A 17,941-nucleotide genomic window follows, 5' to 3' on the forward strand; every position below is an offset into this window, starting at 1 on the left:
ATAAGAAATACTCTTTTCATTAAGTTTGTTTTAAATGATTTGTCCACTCGTGTACTGTGATAATTTTTGCATATAAAGCGAACGAATGAAGAAGAAAAATACAATTTCAACGAATCCAAAAATAATAAGAACGGCTGAAACTTCTTTGAACAAAGATAAACCAATTACATCTTGTAGCATTTTCGTTGCGAACATTGTATGAATGGATGCCATAATGTACGGAACGAAAAATAAAATACTAAGCTGAATGGTTGCAGATATTTTCATCTCTACATCTGTTACACCAATTTTTGAAATTGCTACATATTTTTCTTGTTCATTCGTTAAATCAGTATACAGTCTAAAATAAAGAACGCTACCTGCTCCAATAAAGAAAATGACACCTAAGAATGTCCCGATTAGGAAGTATGCGGCACTTCCTGATGTAATTCTATATAATGAGCCTGCTGATTCATAGGAGCGTATAAGGGGTCCTTCGTATTGGAATTCCTGTCGATCTCTTTGTATTTTTTTCATAAAATCATCAGCAATTTCATACGTCTTTTCCCAGTTTTGTACGTTATAATTGTACGCTGCTACATGCTTTGTTGTATTTGGTAAGTTGTTTACAACAGCGTCAGGTAAAATTAAAGTTTGATATGAAAAGTCAGAGGGAATGGCCCCTACTTGTTCATATCCTTTTACTTGTAATGTCGTATTTGTGCTAGAAAGTGTAATGGATTTTCTATTGTAGCTTGGCTCAAATTGGCTGAATAAGGTGAAATAAGCGCTACCTGTTAAGACATATGCTTCGTTATCGCTCATGAATAGTTGTTTCATTCGCAGGGAAGCTGCAAGTTTGTTATAGTCACTTTGTTTCATTGCATAGATGTCATTGTAAGTCGTTATACCTTCATCTTCTTTCAGTGGTGTTTCATATAAATCAGCTTTTAGTTTTTTATAAGAGAAATCTTCCTTTTGTAACTGCTTTTCAAGCCAAGTTAAATGCTCGTTAACAAAAGGATTTGCGTCATATGAAAAATAAGAAAATGGAAAAGGTGAAGTTCTCGCAACATCTAGCTTTGTAAACTTTCCGAATCCATATAGGAACGTAATCATTGTGAAAGCAATTGTAGAAAGCATCGCTACAATAAAAAGCATATTGATATTCGTTCGAATACGACTTGCTAAATCCGAAATCCAAAGCATGTTAATTCGTTTCATATAAAAATTTCTTCTTTTCTTTAAAATATAAATAAGTAAGAAACTAATTTGAGAAAAGAAAAAATATGTCCCAATTGTAACAAGTACTGGAATCACAAAAACACTTGAAACCATATAGATAACGCCTACTTGCGTGTTTATTGAGAAGAAATATTTAGGGTTTGCAGCTAAAATATAACCACCTAATAAACAGATAGCACCAAATAGAGAAATGAATATGGATGGTTTTCTTTCCTTTTGTTTCCCACCATTAGTTTTTAAAAGGTTTACCGTCTTTTTCGTACGAATTAGCATGGGTGTAAATGAAGATACAGCGATAAAGAGACCAAGAAATACAATCGTTGTTAAAATGAAAGCATTCGTAGGTGGATATAAATATATCCCTGGTAGATGTGTAATTTTCGCTGTCACTAATAAGAAAAATTGTGAAAATACAAATCCAAACTGCATACCGAAAAAGATAGATAAAATACCAATTAACATATTTTCAGTGAAAACGAGTCGATGTAATTGTTTTTTTGATATACCTAAAATAGTTAAAATACCAAATTGCTTTTTACGAACTTTTAAAAACGATCCAATTGAATAGAGTAGAAAAAAGAACGAGAACAAGACAATAACAACTTCTGAAAAAATCATTAATCCTGAAATTTCAGAGATCATAGTGGGATTTTGTAATTTCGGATGAAACAAATAAACAGCAAACGAAAAGAAAACAGCAATTGAAAAGGAACTGCTTAAGAAATAAGCAAAATAAGCTCTGGAATTACGCGTTACATTTTTAAAGGCAAACTGCCAAAATGTCATAATATGTACCTCCCGTTAGAAGGTAAATATGTAGTTTTATTGCAAAAAATGTATGAGAGTAAGTTCTCATACATTTTGCTAGCATATGTTCCGATCATGCTTCGGTCACCTTCTCCGTATGTTCTGCTTGATTATTTGCAGCGTTGTGGAAGATGATTTTAATCGTCGTTCCTTTACCAACTTCAGAATCTAGTTTGACAGAGTGACCTAAATAATCACAAATTTTACTTACAATATAAAGTCCCATACCAGTAGATTCTCCGAATGCGCGACCATTTTTCCCAGTGTAAAACGGTTCAAATACTCTTCGAATATCTTCTTGCGGAATACCAACACCTTCATCGCGAACTTCTAAAATAATATCTTTTCCGTTTCGGTAAGCAGATAAGAAAACTTTCTTTCCACGCTCACCAGAGTAACGAACGGCATTTGTCATTAACTGATAAATAATGAATTTTAGCCATTTCGCATCAGAAGCGACCTTTAAATCGGAATGAACTTCTAAAACAGGGAAGACCCCGTTTCGAATGAAGAGTTCTTTTAATCCATTAATATTTTTTGTTACCGCATCTTTTAATGAAATCGTCTCAACATGGAAATCTTCATGGAAGTTATTCAGCCTTGCCATATATAAAGCCATATCGAGCCCTTGATTTAATCGTTCTAATTCTTTTTTGAATTTCGGAATCAAATGTTCATCTTCCATTTCGAGCACCATAAGCTGCATAACAGAAACAGGTGTCTTCATTTGATGCACCCAGTGGTTAATGAATAATTGATGTTCTTGTTGTTTTACTTCATACGATTGTAGTTCTTTTTGGAAGAGACGATACTGCGTACGCACGAGTTCATTTACGCCGTGGGGCATCGGAGCAGTTGCTCTTTCAATAAACGCATCTTCCATTTTCTCTGGTTGCTCACTTAATCTATGGTACATTCTACGATTGCGAACGTAACGATAAGCGAGGAAACAAATGAATAAATATAAACTTAAAACGACGAAGTAAAATTTATTATTTTGAAATCCATCTACTGCATCATAAAGAACGAAGATGATACCGAAGTTTAATACGTATAGTAGAAAAAATGCAAAATGATCACGTAAAAATAGCTTCATGCTTATTCACTCCAAGTTGTGTTAAAACGATACCCAAGTCCACGTACTGTTTCAATAGCATTTTCAATACCAAGCTCATTGAACTTTTTACGAAGACGCGTAATGTTTACGTTTAATGTATTTTCTTCAACGAAGCTTTCGTCGTCCCATAGGGCAGCTAGTAAATCTTCACGGCTCGCTGTACGAGGGAATTTAGATAATAACATTTCTGCTAAAATAGCCTCTTTCTTCGTTAAAAGAACTTGCTTAGTTCCAAAATGAATTTCTGGGCGTTCAGGGAATAGTTTTAAACCCTCCACTTCAACGATACGTTCTGAAATATTTGGTGCATAATCACCGTAAATACGGCGTAATTGACCTTTAATTTTTGCCATTACAACGTCGTAGTGGAACGGTTTTGTAATATAATCATCCGCACCGCTTTCAATCGCCATAATTTGTTCCATCTCGCCAGCACGCGCTGAAATGAAAATAATTGGACAAGTAGATTCATGACGAATTTGACGGCACCAGTAGAATCCATCGAATTTCGGTAAGTTTACATCAAGTAAAACAAGATGTGGTTTCACTGCATTAAACGATTCCATAATATCATCGAAATTCTCTGCAACAACAGCTTCATAGCCGTATTTTTGAATGTGAGATTGTAGTAATGATGAAATATTTGGATCGTCTTCAACGATTAAAATTTTATACATATGTATATTCCTCCTAAAAAAACAATTGTAGCTATAGTGTATCATGTGTTTCAAGTCTTTTCATTATGTTGAAATGTAGGCTAATAAACAGTATAGGTCAAAAGCGTGAAAAGTAAAAAGGGCGCTGGATACAATTGACAAATAACGGCAATCGATTTAATATTTAGATAAATATCTAAATGTCTAATTATCGAAAGGAAGAAAGACATTGAATCAAGCATTCAAAGCATTAGCAGACCCAACAAGGCGAAAAATTTTGGACTTATTAAAAGAAGATGATTTAACTGCTGGTGAGATTGCTGAACATTTCAATATGACAAAGCCAAGTATTTCACACCACTTAAACGCACTTAAAAATGCTGAACTTATTCAAGATGAAAAAAAAGGGCAATTCGTTATGTACTCTTTAAACACAACTGTATTTCAAGATTTATTGACTTGGGTGTTTACATTTACGAATAAGGGGGAAGAGGGGAAATGAAGAAGCATATATTTCCGTTACTATTAATTGCTTTAACGATTATTGCATGGTGTGCCGCGTGGCCGAATTTACCGGAGGAGGTTCCGAGTCATTGGAATCTTGCTGGTGAGGTAGATGGACATATGTCAAAAATGGGAATTATGATTTTTGATGTATCAATTATGGTTTTTATATATGCGTTATTGACTTTATTGCCTAAGATAGATCCGAAGCATGGGAATTATAAGAAATTTTCTAAAGGATATAATGTAATGAATTATAGCGTATTAGTCCTATTATTTTTAGTAAGTATCATTGGAATTGGTGCTGGATTAGGTTATGACATTCCCATGAATAGTACACCGCATATTCTTGTTGGTCTTTTATTTATAGTCATCGGCAACTATTTACCACAGTGCAAACCAAACTACTTTGTAGGTATAAAAACACCTTGGACATTAAGTAACGAGGAGGTGTGGAGGAAGACACACCGTTTTAGTGGAAAAGTGTTTGTTGTATTAGGAATTATTATGATGTTAAGTATTTTTGCTCCAGTAGTATGGAAAGCTTTCTTAATAATTGGGATTATTATCGGTGCAGTAGGACTAACGATGGGATATTCCTACGTCGCTTATAAAAAAGAACTAAAAATATAAATAAAAGCTGCTTTTCCTTTTAAGGAAGAGCAGCTTTATTTTTTATTTCTTCAAAACAGGTATCCAAATTTCACTTTTAAAGTTTGGAGAAGATATATCTTTCTGTTCATTCCACAATATTTCTGGTCCTTCCGCTAGTTCATAGTTTGAGGAAGGAAACCATTCGGAATAAATGCGTCCCCATACATTTTGTAATGTTTCAGGAAATGGACCTACAGCTTCAAATACGGCCCACGTTGAAGCTGTGACTTCAAGTTGCGCGAATTGCGCTGGACAATCTTTCGTTGAGGCTACTCCAATGTAGTGATCGAGTTCTCCCTTTTCCTCCATTCTACCTTCAGAAAAGTTAGTAGAAGCACTAATAATTCCAGTAGGTTCAATGTTTGAAAGGGACTTTAATGTTTGAATGGACTCTGGATTTAAACTTTTCCACATAGAAGCAATTTCTTCATTTACACCGTTAAATACAATCGGTACGCGTTTTGTAATACCTATAATTCGAAATGAGTCTTTTTCTTCAATTCGATAGTTCATTTCATTTCCTCCTTGAATGGATAGTTGGAAGGTCATTGGTGAATAAGCTTTCAAAGAATAGCTACTATTTCGAGCCTCTGAAGGTGTTATGCCATGCAAGTTTTGAAATGCACGAGCAAATGAATCTGGTGAATTGTAGCCATATTTTATAGCGACATCAATGACTTTTACATTGCTGTTTTTTAGTTCAAAGGCAGCGAGAGTAAGGCGTCTACAGCGAATATAATCTGACAGCGATATGCCAGCTAGAAATGAAAACATTCTTTTAAAGTGATACTCAGAGCAGAGTGCTAGCCGTGCAACTTCTTTAAAATTAATTTCATCTGTCAGGTTGTCTTCAATATATTGCATTGCAGCATTCATATTTTTTAGTGAATCCATTAAATGACCTCCTCTGTAAGTAGAATAGCAGGAAAGAAATAGCCACATCCGACATTTCATGCACAACTTTGTAGGGTGCATTTTTCACCTTACAAAATTGTAATGTTCCTGTAAGGAGAATGAATGGATGGTATGATATCCCAATGTTATAGTAACAAAGTACTTTTGTTCAGTAGGTTAAATTTTTATATCTTTACTTATGCGTCTTACATAACTGTCATGTTTGTGTAAGAAACATCGATAGTGGCAAGAGTAGAGAGTGTATATAGTTGAAAATAGAGAATAGAAGAAATGAGGGATGTCGAGATGAAAACAGTGTTAGAAGCAAAAAATATTGAAAAAGTGTATGACACGGGTGGTAATAAATTTGCAGCGTTAAAAGGTATTAACTTACAAGTAAAAGAAGGTGAGTTCGTTGGAATTATGGGACCTTCTGGTTCGGGTAAGACGACTTTACTAAACGTTCTTTCTACAATTGATAATGCGACGAACGGTGAAATTTTAATTGATGGAAAAGATATCGTGAAGATGAACGATGATAAGTTAGCGTTATTCCGCCGCGATCATTTAGGTTTCATTTTCCAAGATTATAATTTATTAGATACGTTAACGGTAAAAGAGAATATTGCGTTACCTCTTGCGTTATCAAAAGTAAAGGCAAATGAAATTGATCGTCGTGTTCTTGAAATCTCGAAAAAGTTCGGTATCGATCATATTTTAAGTCAGTTCCCATATCAAGTATCTGGCGGACAGAAACAGCGCTGCGCAGCATCGCGTGCGATTGTTACAAATCCAAGTATGATTTTCGGGGATGAGCCAACTGGAGCGCTTGATTCTAAATCAGCAACAGATTTACTTGAAAGTATGAAGTCGTTAAATGAATATGATAACTCTACAATTTTAATGGTAACGCATGATGCGTTTGCGGCGAGTTACTGTAAACGAGTTATTTTCATTAAAGATGGTGAGTTATATAAAGAATTGCACCGCGGTGAATTAACGCGCAAACAGTTCTTCCAACAAGTCGTTGACGTAATGTCTTCTATTTCTGGAGGTATGGCTGATGACCTTATCTAGCATTGCCCTCCGCAACATACAGCGGAACTTTAAAGACTACTTTGTATATTTTGCATCTATGATTTTTAGTATTGTTATTTATTTTACATTTAAAGCACTGCAATATAATTCACAAATGGAAAAAGCAGCGGAAGCTTCTAAAAAAATTAGTGGAGCGTTCCAAGTTTCCAGTGTCATGCTAATTATATTCGTAGCAGTGTTCATTATATATTCAAACGGTTTCTTTACACGAAAACGTAAAAAAGAAGTTGGACTCTATTCCTTATTAGGTATTCGTAAAAGACAAATCGGTAAAATGCTCTTTTATGAAAATATGTTAATGGGATTAATGTCTTTAATTATCGGGATTGCGGTTGGTAGCGTCCTTTCAAAATTATTCCTTGAGTTATTAGTAAGTATGATGGGATTAAACTTAAATGTTCATTTTGAAGTACCGATGGCTGCCATTATTGATACAGCAATTATTTTCTTTGTGATTATTTTATATACATCACTTCAAGGATATCGTTTAATTTATCGTTTTAAGTTAATTGAACTTTTCCGCGCAGAACGTGAAGGAGAAGCAATGCCAAAAGGCTCTGTCATTATGGCATTAATTTCAGTGTTCTTAATCGGTTCAGGTTATTTCTTAGCGTTAATGTACATGAAAGCAGTTATGTATGCAGACTTTATGGTCGTTGCATTATACATTTTATTAGCGACAGTAGCAGGAACTTATTTATTGTTCATGTTCTTCACAGTATTTGTATTGAAACGTGCAAGAAATAACAAGTCAGCGTTTTATAACGGTATGAATATGGTAACGACATCGCAGTTACTATATCGCATTAAAGGAAATGCGAAATCACTTGCGACAATTGCTATTTTAAGTGCAGTAACATTAACGGCGGTTGGTACGTCAGTTACGATGTATTACAATACATTCACGCAATCAAAAGTGGCTGCACCGTATAGTTATTCTTATGAGAAAAAAGATGAAGCATTAGATAAAAAAGTAAATGAAATACTTGCTGGAGAAAAGAATAACCATCCAGTGACATATGAAGCAGAAGTTGAAATGATTCCTGTGAAAGGAACATTTAAAGGTGAAAGAGCGGATCAAGTTCTGAACACGCACTATAATGTTACGAAGCAGTACGAGCTTATTTCTCAATCAAACTTTAATGCACTTGCGAAACATTTAGATATAGAACCTGTAAATTTAAGTGCGAATGAAGCTTTTGTATATGATAGCTTATATATTGAAAATCTTGATTTTGGTCCTCTTTACACAGGAAATACAGCTGTATTCCCTGCCGGAAATGAATCAAAAGAGTTAAAGATTAAAGGTGTAAATAGTAGAAGTGTTACAAACTTAAATGAACTATTTGTAATCGTTCCGGATCAAACATATGAGCAAGTGAAACAAGTAAACGAAACGCGCATTGTAAAAAATATTGATGTAAAAGGTGAGCGAAATAGTAAAGAGTTAACAGCGAAATTAGCAAGCATTATGCCAGCTGGTGAATCAGAAATTTTAAAACCATTTAATGATTTCTATACAGGATTCCAAATGGGGCTGGAAACGACAGGCTTAATGATGTTCATTGGACTATTTTTAGGATTAGTCTTCCTATTAGCGACAGGCTCAATCATTTACTTCAAGCAGCTTACAGAAGCAAGTGCTGACCGTGATCGTTACGTTGTCCTTCATAAAGTCGGTGTAACGAAGCAAGAGATGAAGAAAGCTATCGCAAAACAAGTGAGCTTTATCTTCGCTATTCCGTTAGTAATCGGAATCCTGCACAGCTTATTTGCACTAAAAGGTTTAGCAAATATATTACCATTTGAAATTATGATCCCGCTCCTAATTAGTATTGGAGTATACGGCGTCATTTATATTGGATATTACTTCCTAACAGTTCGTTCTTATTATAAGATTGTGAGTGCGAAGTAATAAATGAGCAGCTATCGCTATATAAGCGGTAGCTGTTTTTTCATTCTTCATAAAATCTTAAGAAATCTCCTCAATTTTTATTAAGAAACGATAGTTATACTTAGAAACAAGTTAAAACTATTGAACGAATGGGGAGAGGTTTACATGCAACTCATAACATTCTTACATGAATTTATAAAACATCCGAAACATACTGGTGCAATTGCGCCAAGTTCAAAAATATTAGCAAAGAAAATGGTAGATGTAATTGATTTTAATAAAGCAAAATGCATCGTAGAGTTAGGGCCTGGTACAGGAGTCTTTACGAAAGAAATTATGAAGAGAAAGAAGAAGGAAACAATATTTCTTCTTATTGAAATTAATGAAGTGTTTTGCAAAGAGTTAAAGAGAAAGTTTAAAGATGAGCAAAACGTCATTGTTGTACATGGTTCAGCCGAAAATATAAAGAGGTATATGGAAGAGTTCCATATAGAATGCGTTGATTACGTCTTATCAGGATTGCCTTTTACTTCTTTGCCAGAAGAAGTTTCAAAGGGCATTTTAAACAATGTAATGGAAGCGATACATGAGAATGGCGAATTCATAACATTTCAATATTCACTTGTGAAAAAAGGATTTATACAGCTTTTCTTCCCTGAAATTACACTAGAAAAAGTGTGGCTCAATTTCCCACCAGCGTACGTCTTTAGCTGTAAAAAAGAGCTAAGGAGAGCATATGCATAATGGAATTACATGAATTATTATCTTATATTGAACAATACGGTTATTGGGCATTATTTTTCTGTTTATGGTTAGGTATTATCGGTATGCCAATTCCAGACGAAATGATCGTAATGAGTGGTGGCTTTGTATCTTCACTAGGGATATTAAGTGTCATTCCTGCATTTTTATTAACGTATTTAGGCGTTGTATCAGGGCTATCTTTAGGGTATATATTTGGAAAAATATTTGGTACGCAGGTACTTGATAAGCTAATGAAAAAGAAAAAGGCGAAATATCTTTTGAAATCTCAACAAATGGTAGAGAAGTATGGCCATTATGCGTTAGTCACAAGCTACTTCATACCAGTCGTCAGACATATCGTACCGTATTTAGTTGGAATGAATAACATGTCATTTAAGACGTATGCTTTGTATTCCTATACGACAGGACTTGTTTGGACACTTGCTTACTTTGTACTCGGTTCTTTATTCGGACAACATATTGAAAGGATTGTAGCGCTTGCGATAGAGTATGGCGTGTATTTTGGCGGAATTGTTTTTTTTGTTGCGAGTGGTGCTTATTTGTATAAGCAAAGAAGAAGTACGGTGATGAGTAAATAAATAGAATGAGGGCTTACGCTTATTGAGAGTAGTATAAAAGGGAGAGTTATTTTGTAGAATAACTCTCCCTTTTAATGTAATAGCTTTTCATTACTTACATTAGGTGTTGTTTGAAATACAGTTATATAAATTGTTAATATGATTGTATTGATTAGATTAGCTAGTATAGTCATAAAATCACTTGATGGAGTGATAAGAACAAAGATTGAAAGTATGGCAGAAGCAAGTGGAATAAACTTTTGTAGTGTAGTTAACTTTCCGTCTTTATGAAGCTTCGAAGATTGAAAGAAGCAAAGTAAGAAAATAAAGGACGTAAATAATAATCCTAGATAGCCCCATCCATCTTCAATATACCAAGGTAAAAAGCTCATTCTTGATGTGAAAATAAATAAATTGAATACTAACGTGCTAATGATTAGCGTATTTAAAATCGTGATATTTGTCTGTTTTTCCATTTGAATTATACTCCGAAATTTATTTTATCCCGTATTAAAGGGCAGTAAAATCCCCACTGATTAAAGTTTTACTTTATTGAGATGTTTTTGCCATTTCCATAAATCGCTGTTCAATTTCATCGAAATCGAATGAATGGCATATTCTGCGGTCTTCTTTATCTAAAATTCGATAATGTTGAGATAAAATATTTTGTTGTATTTGATAACTGTTTAATTCTTTTATTTGTCGCCACCACACTTTTCCGCCTAACGTCTTCGGGAAGTTCGTATTGTAATGTGTAAAGGCGATTGTTTTTATAATTTCATTCACATCATCTCCAAATGTCATCTGGACTGTATCGCTCTGTTCGAAGAGTGTTACGACACAAACTGCACCTGACCATGTTAGCGTGCGTCTTCCTTTTTCGATTTCGACTAATGTTTTCTTTGATAAACCAATAATTTCTGACATTTTATCTTGTGATAAATCATTTTCAACACGGATGAGTTTTAATTTTGAATTAACGAGTTCAATAAATTTTTGTTTATCCATAATGCAGCTCCTTTTTCTTATAGTGTAAAATTACACTAAAGGTGTAATTTTGTCAATTGGAGTGTGAAAAGTTATTTTTTGTCTATTTCAATCTTTTTAATTAATATTTTACTTTTAGTTTAAGAAAATGTTAAGAAATCGAACGAGTTTTTATTAAGAAATAAGCTCTATACTTAGAAAGATCTTAAAGAAAACATAATGAAAGGTAGAATATAGATGAAAAGATTTATTTTTGGATCACTACTTGTTATCGTCGCAGGAGCGGCATATTTATTAAAGGGGAGCGCTGGGATTGATAGAATGAATCCATTTCTTTATATAGAGCACCATTATGCAATAATTGATAAGGATGGTAAAGAATTAGATGGAAATAAAGGTCGTGAATATAAAGTGAAAGCTTATGATGAAAATGGTAAGGAAAAAGAAGTGACAATTGACGGAGTAGATGAATTACCAAAAGGTTCATACTGGCATGTGCTTACGAGAGGTAAGTTCTTATATGATAAAGTGAAAGTAACGATAGATAAAATTCCTGATGGAGCAAAGATGAAGTTAGGATTGCAAGTATAAAACCGATTCTCAATATGGGAATCGGCTTTATTATTTTATGGTAAAATATAGAAGGGAGGAGTGAGAGTTATGCTACTCATCGTTAGCCTTATATTAATCGGGATTATGTGCAGTATGAGAATAGTATCCTTACATATGATAGAACGAGAAAAGATAGAAGAGCGATATGTATATTGCCCAAAATGTAATGCGAAAATTAGGAGAGGTAATTCCGCTCCTTTTTGTTCGAAATGTAATGTAATATTTTAGCGAAAGTAAATCCGAAATCATTTTGTATGATTTCGGATTTTTTATGTTGAAAATAGAAGAAATAAAAAGCAAAAAAAGTTTGAACAAGGGATTGAGTATACGAATATTATTGAAGGATATCCCGTTATTATGAAGTATTTTGTAGAGATTGATAGAGAAGTTTTGAGGGGGTTATTACCTGATGAAAGAGGGATTCTTCCTACTATGCTAGAGTGCGATGAATGTTATAAGACCCAATTGGATGATATCGAGGGAAGTTGATAAAAAAGAGCTTGAAACAATTCAAGCTCTTTTTCATTATTATTTATGTCTTAAAATATGCTCAACCTCATGCGCACTTAATTTACTTGCCTTAGCAATTGTTTCAAGTGGTATACCAAGATCATGCATACTTTTAATCATTTGAATTTTTCCTTGTTGAACCCCTTCTTTTCGCCCTTTTTCTATACCTTGTTCTAAGCCCTTTGCTAAGCCTTTTTCCATACCTTTTTCCAAGCCTTTTTCCAAGCCTTTTTCCATACCCTTTTCCATGCCCTTTTCCATGCCTCTTTTCATACCTTCTGTCTCTGCATGGGCGAATTTTGCGGCTTCATCCATTAAAACTTTCTCCCTTGCGTCATAGGCTTGTCGGAAAGAGGAATCTTGACTCATACGTTCCCACTTGTTTATTGCTTTTTGTAAAATAGGGTCTTGGTTCATAGCAATATCCTCCAATGTTTTAGTTAAGTGTTCATCCTCATTTGCTGAAAGCAATAAAAGCCAACGAACAAATGGATCTTTCCACGGATTTACTTTTTCTTCATGCCATTGTTTTGTTAACTTTGGAATTTCTACAATGTGAATTTCTATGTCATCACTCAAGAGTTTTTGTTGCTGTGAATTCCATAATGTGCCCGTTGTATGAAATTCTTTGTGGTCTGAGAACATTATAAAGTTCAATAAATTAATGGTGATGGTTTTATGAAGCGAACTGTAAGGCATACCTTTTTGTAATTGAGATGTGTATAATTTTCCCCAATAATATAAACTACGTTTCATCATATCGTGATTATTATTGAGCTGTATTTCTACATTTACTTTTGTTCCTGTGTTTAATGTCGCTGAAATATCTAAAATAGATAACTTATCCTCTTCATATTCCCGATGTAAATGTGGATCTTCTAGTTGTAGAGAAGCGATGGGTGATTCTAAAGACTCCTGTAACGTAGCGTTTAAAAATGCAATTAGAATATCTTCACTACCATTCGTACCAAACAATTGTTTAAATGCAAAATCAATGCGTAAATTAACTAACTGTTGGTTGAACAAAGTTTGTCCTCTCCCTTGTGTCAGGTTGCTTCTTTCTTTCTTTCATTCATTGTATCTAAAAAGAACTAGGGCATGCAAATAGACCATTCTGTTATTTTATTAGGAGTATTATTAGAAAGTGAAAGGCAATTATGTCTATGTTATACTCTAGTGAAATTGAATTCTTCCAATCAGTAGCTGCTACAATAGAGAAGAAAGATCCAGGCATTATTGTGAATAAGGATTCTAATACGCACTGGAAAAATTGGGTGGAGTTTGATTGTGACTGAAAAGAATAGGAGAAAGAATAATAAATGAAAAGAAGAAAATCCGGAGAAAAAGTACAAATGAATCGTTTTGCACTACCTCTATGCTACGGAAGTGAAGCACCATATTATTATTACGAGGTAGCGCCTCATGAAAGAGAGGAACGCTTCCATTTAACATCAGAACTTTGCGTAATGGACGATGAACATTACTTTATTAGAGGTTGTTTAGAGATTCCTATCATTGATTACCACGAAAATTTCATATGGACTGTGTGGGTATCACTTAGTAAAGAAAGTTATGATGAAGTATTAGAAAAGTGGGATGAGAGAGGCCGAGAAAATAGTGCCCCTTATTTTGGTTGGTTATCTGTAGAAATACCAGTTTATCCAGAAACATTAAATTTAAAAACAAATATACATATAAGAGAAGTTGGAATGGCACCGTATGTTGAATTAGAGTCAATCGAGCATCCTTTAGCGATCGAACAAAGAAATGGAATTACTTTAGAGAGAGTTAAAGAAATACAAGAAATGATTCAACGATATAACTAGATTAGAAGAGAAAAAACGAGTGCTAGCACTCGTTTTTTTATTACACAACCGCAGGATTATAAATCATCGTAAAGTGTCCTTGTAATAATTCAATTTGACAAGGTGTATGAAGCGAGCTTTCTCCATCTGTATCTACTTCTTTTTCTTCTTCTGTTTCAATATGAATGGATTTCGCTTTTACGTGGAAGATGTCATTTTCATTTGAGTCTTCAAATAGTTTCTTTCCGATATAATCTTTAAACGCTTGAATGCCTGTTGATTTGACTACGAAAATATCAAGTGTTCCGTCGTCGCATTTTACGTTCGGGATAAAGGACGGGATCCCGCCAAGATATTCACCGTTTCCAACCATAACAAGGACAGCTTCGTCTTCATATACTTGTCCGTCGTACGTAATTTTTACTGGGAATGTTTCAGCATTTTTGACAGTTCGAATTGTGCTTAAGTAGTAGCCGATTTTTCCAAGCTTTGCTTTCTCTTCTGCATCAATATTGTTTGATACTTCAGAGACCAGTCCAATGCCCCAGAAGTTTAAGAAGTGTAGGTCATTTGCTTTTGCGACGTCAACTGGTTTTACATGTCCTTGTGTAATAAGTTTTGCTGCTTCTGCGATGTTTTGCGGAACGCCAAGTGTGCGAGAGAAGTCATTGCAAGTTCCGCCTGGAATGATTGCAAGTGTAGGTCTAGTTTCAAGAGGTGCTAAGCCATTTGTGCATTCAAATACAGTGCCGTCACCACCAAAGACGATAATTAAATCTACTTTACTAGCAAACTCCTGACAATATTTTGTTGCATCACCTTGCTTTTTCGTATGAAGGATATGTAAGTCAGGAAAAGCTGCCGCAAGAGGTGGTACAATTTTCGTTAAATTCGTATGTAAATCGCCTTGCCCTGCTTTTGGATTTACGATGAGGAGTACTTTTTCAAATTTTGTTTTTGTCATTTTTATTCTCTCCCTTTGTCTTTTACGAATCGTGATAGAAAATAAACTTCCACCAGTAATTGATGGTGGAAGTTTATTCTATTATATTATTCCGTTACAACTGAAGCGATAAATGGTAAGTTACGATATTTTTCTGCGCAGTCGATACCGTAGCCAACGATAAATTCGTCTGGAATTTGGAAGCCAACATATTCAGCTTTTAAGTCCACTTTACGACGCTCAGGTTTATCAAGTAACGTACAGAATTTCAATGCTTTCGGTTTATGCATAAAGAAGTGATTTTTTAAGAAGTGAAGTGTTAAACCAGAATCGATAATATCTTCTACGACAATTACGTTTTTTCCAGTAATGTTTACATCGATATCTTTTAATAGTTTTACTTTTCCAGTTGTTTCTGTTTGATTTCCGTAGCTAGATGCAGAAATAAAGTCGATTGTTACATCGTTTTTAATGTGACGAATTAAATCGGCAGCGAATACGAAAGATCCTTTTAATACAGCGATTACTACGATTTCTTCTCCTTCAAAGTCACGTTCGATTTGAAGTGCTAGTTCTTTTACTTTTTCTTGTAATTGTTCTTCAGAAATTAAAGTATCTTTTATTTCAAGATTCATTGGAGTCCTCCTACAGTGTAAAACTTGTGAACATTTCGACTGTAAAGGAAAGAAGGGGAAAAGTCAAAGAAGATATAAGTTTTTTACAGAAATCCCCACAAAATAGTCAGATGATATGATATACTGATTACATCAAGAAAACGCTTCCAAAAGGATGATTATGATGAGAAAGAAAGAGTATACAAGTGCAACATTTATAAAAGCATTACTTTTAACAATTGTTCTTGGTAGTTTGGCTTACATAATTGATGTACCAGCGATTCGGATTTCACTAATTGGAATGACTTTAGTATTAGGCGCAATTTCCCACGGTATGATGTCACAGCTACAAGAAGCTGGAGTGGATCATATGAAAAATCATATAGATAAGAAATGAGAAACCTTCACGTATAGAGAGTGAAGGTTTTTTGTTTCTTACAAAAATGTAAGGTAGTTGTAAGGCAAATCGATAGTTGCATAGTAGTGTTTTGGATAAACTATAAGTGTAAGGTAAAAGGCAAGCATATTTTAGGTAAATTAAGTTTTAGGCACTCTATATGTGAAAAAGGAGTAGGAGGGCATGGAGAAACGTTGGACGACCTTTTCTTTTTTAGCAACTAGCAACACCGTAATGCTAGCTGGCGAAATGGATTTTTTGCACTTGTTTGATCGAAAAGACGATCATTTTTCTTCTAAATTTACAATGAAATGGAATAAATGGAGCGAAAGTTGTAGGTTTGAAGAAGAGGCCCCTAACGAAGAGCAAAAGATTATTTTGACAAACCCTATTAAAGCGTGGGTTGTTCAACGTCGTAAGTGTAACGTCAAAAATCACTTAAAGAAAACTGAGCCGAGACAATTAGTTATCGCTCCGGCCTGTTCTACTTCTACATCACGCGAAAGTAACATGTAAATATTGAGACACACACCCGAAAAAACATCGCATATATTGCGATGTTTTTTTATTTTTCTACAATGAAATCTTTAAATGAAATATATTTCATCTGCATCTTATATTTATATCTCTTGTTTATTCTAGTGATACATCCGATGCGAGTTGATGTGAATAAAATATAAGGAGAGAATGAAGATGAAAAAGAGACTATTACCAATTTGTGCAATGGCACTTTTAACAGTAGGATATTCTTCAGTAGCGAGTGCGGATACTGGAACAGTAACAAAGGAAGAACAGGCACAACTGCAGCAAGATAAAGCGAAAAAAGAAGCATTGATTAAAGAACAGCAAAAAAGTGAAGAAGAGAAAAAGCGAATAGCGCAAGAGCAGTTGAAAAACGATAAGGCGAAAAAAGAAGCATTGATTAAGGAACAGCAAAAAAGTGAAGAAGAGAAAAAGAGAATAGCACAAGAACAGTTGAAAAATGATATGGCAAAAAAAGAAGCAGCACAAGTACAACAAAAAAATGGTGCGGTAAAAAAAGAAGTAGCGAAGCCAGCTGTACAAGGTGAAAAATTACCAAACACAGCATCTAATAATGTAGCAATGATGGCACTAAGCGCATGTCTTGTAGGGATAGGGACATTATTTGGTTTGAATCGTCGCAATAAAGTTAAGGCGTAAATAAAATATTGTCCTATAAAGAATGGAATAATTTCATATATTAAAAATGGTAGGTTATTCCTACCATTTTTGGCATGGAGGGATGAACATGAAGTTACTCAATTATATAGGTATCATATTGATGGCCATAGGGCTATTCACGGGATCATATTACGCTATGGAATGGTATAAAGGAAAAAGCTCTGCTCAACAATTAACGAAAGAAGAATTAAAGAGGCTTGAAAATATACAACATAATCAACTTTCTTACGAAACACCTGTAACTTCCCAAGTACCTTCTTCTCAAACAGAACATAAAGAAGGAGAAAAGGTTGCACTGTTAAATATACCGAAAATAAAGAAGAAGTTTTCTATATACTGGGGAGCGGATGATGCAACGTTGAAGAAAGGAGTTGGAATGTTCGTTAGTGATGTAACGACAACACCATCTGGAGGGGGACATACTGTACTGAGTGGACACCGGGATACTGTCTTTACAGATTTAGGAGAGTTAAAAGAAAAAGACACTCTTGTTTTAGAGTATGATAATAAAACTTACACATACGAAATTCAAAAGATATGGATTACCCATGCGGATGATCGTACTGTTATTATAAAAAAAGAAGAACCGATATTAACACTAACGACTTGCTATCCATTTGATTATATAGGGGATGCACCAGATAGATATATTATCGAGGCGAAGTTAACGGCTAGTTATTCAAAATGAAGTGATAGTTTC

At 34.4% G+C, this 17,941-nt stretch carries 23 protein-coding genes and 1 pseudogene; 15 read left to right on the plus strand and 9 right to left on the minus strand.

From position 1 onward, the window contains the following. Window positions 1-30 precede the first annotated feature (30 nt). The 3 genes from DN389_RS02925 to DN389_RS02935 form a co-directional block, all read right to left on the minus strand. Window positions 31-2,010, minus strand: coding sequence for an FtsX-like permease family protein (locus tag DN389_RS02925; protein WP_098189495.1), 1,980 nt, complete (start codon window positions 2,008-2,010; stop codon window positions 31-33). A gap of 94 nt (window positions 2,011-2,104) precedes the next feature. Then, on the minus strand, window positions 2,105-3,127 hold the full coding sequence (locus tag DN389_RS02930) for a sensor histidine kinase (protein ID WP_000765337.1): 1,023 nt from the start codon (window positions 3,125-3,127) through the stop codon (window positions 2,105-2,107). A 2-nt stretch (window positions 3,128-3,129) separates the two neighbouring features. Then, window positions 3,130-3,825 (minus strand): response regulator transcription factor, encoded by a 696-nt coding sequence (locus tag DN389_RS02935; protein ID WP_098189496.1) that lies wholly within the window; start codon window positions 3,823-3,825, stop codon window positions 3,130-3,132. Window positions 3,826-4,033: 208 nt separating this feature from the next. On the opposite strand from DN389_RS02935, the gene DN389_RS02940 reads away from it, so the two are divergent. Continuing rightward, the gene (locus DN389_RS02940) at window positions 4,034-4,306 is read left to right on the plus strand and encodes an autorepressor SdpR family transcription factor (protein ID WP_088064669.1); all 273 of its coding nucleotides are present in this window, start codon (window positions 4,034-4,036) and stop codon (window positions 4,304-4,306) included. Continuing rightward, window positions 4,303-4,941 carry an SdpI family protein gene (locus tag DN389_RS02945; protein ID WP_088123608.1) on the plus strand — a complete coding sequence of 213 codons (639 nt, stop codon included), beginning with the start codon at window positions 4,303-4,305 and terminating at the stop codon, window positions 4,939-4,941. The genes DN389_RS02940 and DN389_RS02945 overlap by 4 nt, the downstream gene beginning before the upstream one ends. A 42-nt stretch (window positions 4,942-4,983) precedes the next feature. On the opposite strand, the gene DN389_RS02950 is transcribed toward DN389_RS02945, so the two are convergent. Then, window positions 4,984-5,856, minus strand: a complete 873-nt coding sequence (locus DN389_RS02950; protein ID WP_098189497.1) for an AraC family transcriptional regulator — start codon at window positions 5,854-5,856, stop codon at window positions 4,984-4,986. Window positions 5,857-6,162: 306 nt separating this feature from the next. Here DN389_RS02950 and DN389_RS02955 point away from each other — a divergent pair, with 306 nt between their 5' ends. From DN389_RS02955 to DN389_RS02970, 4 genes are all read left to right on the plus strand, one after another. Continuing rightward, window positions 6,163-6,933 carry an ABC transporter ATP-binding protein gene (locus DN389_RS02955; protein WP_000859653.1) on the plus strand — a complete coding sequence of 257 codons (771 nt, stop codon included), beginning with the start codon at window positions 6,163-6,165 and terminating at the stop codon, window positions 6,931-6,933. Beyond that, the gene (locus DN389_RS02960; protein WP_149236789.1) at window positions 6,920-8,869 is read left to right on the plus strand and encodes an ABC transporter permease; all 1,950 of its coding nucleotides are present in this window, start codon (window positions 6,920-6,922) and stop codon (window positions 8,867-8,869) included. Before DN389_RS02955 ends, DN389_RS02960 begins: the two co-directional genes overlap by 14 nt. 144 nt (window positions 8,870-9,013) lie before the next feature. Continuing rightward, complete coding sequence (locus DN389_RS02965) at window positions 9,014-9,592, plus strand: class I SAM-dependent methyltransferase (protein WP_046956099.1); 579 nt, start codon at window positions 9,014-9,016, stop codon at window positions 9,590-9,592. Beyond that, window positions 9,592-10,191: a DedA family protein gene (locus tag DN389_RS02970; RefSeq protein WP_149236790.1), complete on the plus strand. Its 600-nt coding sequence runs from the start codon at window positions 9,592-9,594 to the stop codon at window positions 10,189-10,191. The genes DN389_RS02965 and DN389_RS02970 overlap by 1 nt, the downstream gene beginning before the upstream one ends. Window positions 10,192-10,262: 71 nt before the next feature. On the opposite strand, the gene DN389_RS02975 is transcribed toward DN389_RS02970, so the two are convergent. After that, window positions 10,263-10,646, minus strand: coding sequence for a hypothetical protein (locus tag DN389_RS02975; RefSeq protein WP_087984913.1), 384 nt, complete (start codon window positions 10,644-10,646; stop codon window positions 10,263-10,265). Between the two features lie 73 nt (window positions 10,647-10,719). Further along, window positions 10,720-11,178 (minus strand): helix-turn-helix transcriptional regulator, encoded by a 459-nt coding sequence (locus DN389_RS02980; RefSeq protein WP_088123603.1) that lies wholly within the window; start codon window positions 11,176-11,178, stop codon window positions 10,720-10,722. Window positions 11,179-11,394: 216 nt separating this feature from the next. Here DN389_RS02980 and DN389_RS02985 point away from each other — a divergent pair, with 216 nt between their 5' ends. From DN389_RS02985 to DN389_RS02995, 3 genes and pseudogenes are all read left to right on the plus strand, one after another. After that, the gene (locus tag DN389_RS02985; protein WP_060486635.1) at window positions 11,395-11,748 is read left to right on the plus strand and encodes a YxeA family protein; all 354 of its coding nucleotides are present in this window, start codon (window positions 11,395-11,397) and stop codon (window positions 11,746-11,748) included. 69 nt (window positions 11,749-11,817) lie between these two features. Further along, the gene (locus tag DN389_RS02990) at window positions 11,818-11,997 is read left to right on the plus strand and encodes a hypothetical protein (protein ID WP_071757572.1); all 180 of its coding nucleotides are present in this window, start codon (window positions 11,818-11,820) and stop codon (window positions 11,995-11,997) included. Between the two features lie 40 nt (window positions 11,998-12,037). Continuing rightward, window positions 12,038-12,258: pseudogene (locus tag DN389_RS02995) on the plus strand (hypothetical protein); the annotation flags it as partial. Between the two features lie 39 nt (window positions 12,259-12,297). On the opposite strand, the gene DN389_RS03000 reads toward DN389_RS02995, so the two are convergent. After that, the gene (locus DN389_RS03000) at window positions 12,298-13,305 is read right to left on the minus strand and encodes an Rpn family recombination-promoting nuclease/putative transposase (RefSeq protein ID WP_098189500.1); all 1,008 of its coding nucleotides are present in this window, start codon (window positions 13,303-13,305) and stop codon (window positions 12,298-12,300) included. 131 nt (window positions 13,306-13,436) lie between these two features. Here DN389_RS03000 and DN389_RS28345 point away from each other — a divergent pair, with 131 nt between their 5' ends. Both DN389_RS28345 and DN389_RS03005 read left to right on the plus strand, forming a co-directional pair. Further along, the gene (locus tag DN389_RS28345; RefSeq protein ID WP_179874285.1) at window positions 13,437-13,574 is read left to right on the plus strand and encodes a DUF7003 family protein; all 138 of its coding nucleotides are present in this window, start codon (window positions 13,437-13,439) and stop codon (window positions 13,572-13,574) included. A gap of 24 nt (window positions 13,575-13,598) precedes the next feature. Further along, a complete protein-coding gene (locus tag DN389_RS03005; protein WP_149236791.1) occupies window positions 13,599-14,105 on the plus strand; it encodes a DUF2199 domain-containing protein in 507 nt (168 codons plus the stop codon). A 40-nt stretch (window positions 14,106-14,145) separates the two neighbouring features. Here DN389_RS03005 and DN389_RS03010 read toward each other — a convergent pair whose 3' ends face one another. Beyond that, on the minus strand, window positions 14,146-15,048 hold the full coding sequence (locus DN389_RS03010) for a diacylglycerol/lipid kinase family protein (protein ID WP_046956106.1): 903 nt from the start codon (window positions 15,046-15,048) through the stop codon (window positions 14,146-14,148). Window positions 15,049-15,134: 86 nt separating this feature from the next. Further along, window positions 15,135-15,662, minus strand: coding sequence for a hypoxanthine phosphoribosyltransferase (gene hpt / locus DN389_RS03015; protein WP_149236792.1), 528 nt, complete (start codon window positions 15,660-15,662; stop codon window positions 15,135-15,137). A 160-nt stretch (window positions 15,663-15,822) separates the two neighbouring features. Between hpt and DN389_RS03020 the strand changes: the two genes are divergently transcribed. From DN389_RS03020 to DN389_RS03035, 4 genes are all read left to right on the plus strand, one after another. After that, a complete protein-coding gene (locus DN389_RS03020; RefSeq protein WP_097889152.1) occupies window positions 15,823-16,038 on the plus strand; it encodes a hypothetical protein in 216 nt (71 codons plus the stop codon). Window positions 16,039-16,221: 183 nt separating this feature from the next. Next, on the plus strand, window positions 16,222-16,554 hold the full coding sequence (locus DN389_RS03025; protein ID WP_098189501.1) for a hypothetical protein: 333 nt from the start codon (window positions 16,222-16,224) through the stop codon (window positions 16,552-16,554). Window positions 16,555-16,731: 177 nt separating this feature from the next. After that, window positions 16,732-17,220, plus strand: a complete 489-nt coding sequence (locus DN389_RS03030; protein WP_097808224.1) for an LPXTG cell wall anchor domain-containing protein — start codon at window positions 16,732-16,734, stop codon at window positions 17,218-17,220. Between the two features lie 88 nt (window positions 17,221-17,308). Then, window positions 17,309-17,929 (plus strand): class D sortase, encoded by a 621-nt coding sequence (locus DN389_RS03035; RefSeq protein ID WP_097889154.1) that lies wholly within the window; start codon window positions 17,309-17,311, stop codon window positions 17,927-17,929. Window positions 17,930-17,941 lie beyond the last annotated feature (12 nt).

This window comes from Bacillus sp. AY3-1, assembly GCF_008368785.1.
GTDB classification, from domain to species: domain Bacteria; phylum Bacillota; class Bacilli; order Bacillales; family Bacillaceae_G; genus Bacillus_A; species Bacillus_A wiedmannii.

Excerpts from the sequence above, each read along its gene's own strand:
- DN389_RS03025 (WP_098189501.1), top strand. The coding sequence starts at position 16,222 with ATGGAGAAACGTTGGACGACCTTTTCTTTTTTAGCAACTAGCAACACC.
- DN389_RS02955 (WP_000859653.1), top strand. The coding sequence starts at position 6,163 with ATGAAAACAGTGTTAGAAGCAAAAAATATTGAAAAAGTGTATGACACG.
- DN389_RS02980 (WP_088123603.1), bottom strand. The coding sequence starts at position 11,178 with ATGGATAAACAAAAATTTATTGAACTCGTTAATTCAAAATTAAAACTC.
- DN389_RS28345 (WP_179874285.1), top strand. The coding sequence starts at position 13,437 with ATGTCTATGTTATACTCTAGTGAAATTGAATTCTTCCAATCAGTAGCT.
- DN389_RS02970 (WP_149236790.1), top strand. The coding sequence starts at position 9,592 with ATGGAATTACATGAATTATTATCTTATATTGAACAATACGGTTATTGG.
- DN389_RS02990 (WP_071757572.1), top strand. The coding sequence starts at position 11,818 with ATGCTACTCATCGTTAGCCTTATATTAATCGGGATTATGTGCAGTATG.
- DN389_RS02945 (WP_088123608.1), top strand. The coding sequence starts at position 4,303 with ATGAAGAAGCATATATTTCCGTTACTATTAATTGCTTTAACGATTATT.
- DN389_RS03005 (WP_149236791.1), top strand. The coding sequence starts at position 13,599 with ATGAAAAGAAGAAAATCCGGAGAAAAAGTACAAATGAATCGTTTTGCA.
- DN389_RS02985 (WP_060486635.1), top strand. The coding sequence starts at position 11,395 with ATGAAAAGATTTATTTTTGGATCACTACTTGTTATCGTCGCAGGAGCG.
- DN389_RS03030 (WP_097808224.1), top strand. The coding sequence starts at position 16,732 with ATGAAAAAGAGACTATTACCAATTTGTGCAATGGCACTTTTAACAGTA.
- DN389_RS03010 (WP_046956106.1), bottom strand. The coding sequence starts at position 15,048 with ATGACAAAAACAAAATTTGAAAAAGTACTCCTCATCGTAAATCCAAAA.
- DN389_RS02975 (WP_087984913.1), bottom strand. The coding sequence starts at position 10,646 with ATGGAAAAACAGACAAATATCACGATTTTAAATACGCTAATCATTAGC.
- DN389_RS02930 (WP_000765337.1), bottom strand. The coding sequence starts at position 3,127 with ATGAAGCTATTTTTACGTGATCATTTTGCATTTTTTCTACTATACGTA.
- DN389_RS02935 (WP_098189496.1), bottom strand. The coding sequence starts at position 3,825 with ATGTATAAAATTTTAATCGTTGAAGACGATCCAAATATTTCATCATTA.
- hpt (WP_149236792.1), bottom strand. The coding sequence starts at position 15,662 with ATGAATCTTGAAATAAAAGATACTTTAATTTCTGAAGAACAATTACAA.
- DN389_RS02965 (WP_046956099.1), top strand. The coding sequence starts at position 9,014 with ATGCAACTCATAACATTCTTACATGAATTTATAAAACATCCGAAACAT.
- DN389_RS02950 (WP_098189497.1), bottom strand. The coding sequence starts at position 5,856 with ATGGATTCACTAAAAAATATGAATGCTGCAATGCAATATATTGAAGAC.
- DN389_RS02925 (WP_098189495.1), bottom strand. The coding sequence starts at position 2,010 with ATGACATTTTGGCAGTTTGCCTTTAAAAATGTAACGCGTAATTCCAGA.
- DN389_RS03020 (WP_097889152.1), top strand. The coding sequence starts at position 15,823 with ATGATGAGAAAGAAAGAGTATACAAGTGCAACATTTATAAAAGCATTA.
- DN389_RS02960 (WP_149236789.1), top strand. The coding sequence starts at position 6,920 with ATGACCTTATCTAGCATTGCCCTCCGCAACATACAGCGGAACTTTAAA.
- DN389_RS03035 (WP_097889154.1), top strand. The coding sequence starts at position 17,309 with ATGAAGTTACTCAATTATATAGGTATCATATTGATGGCCATAGGGCTA.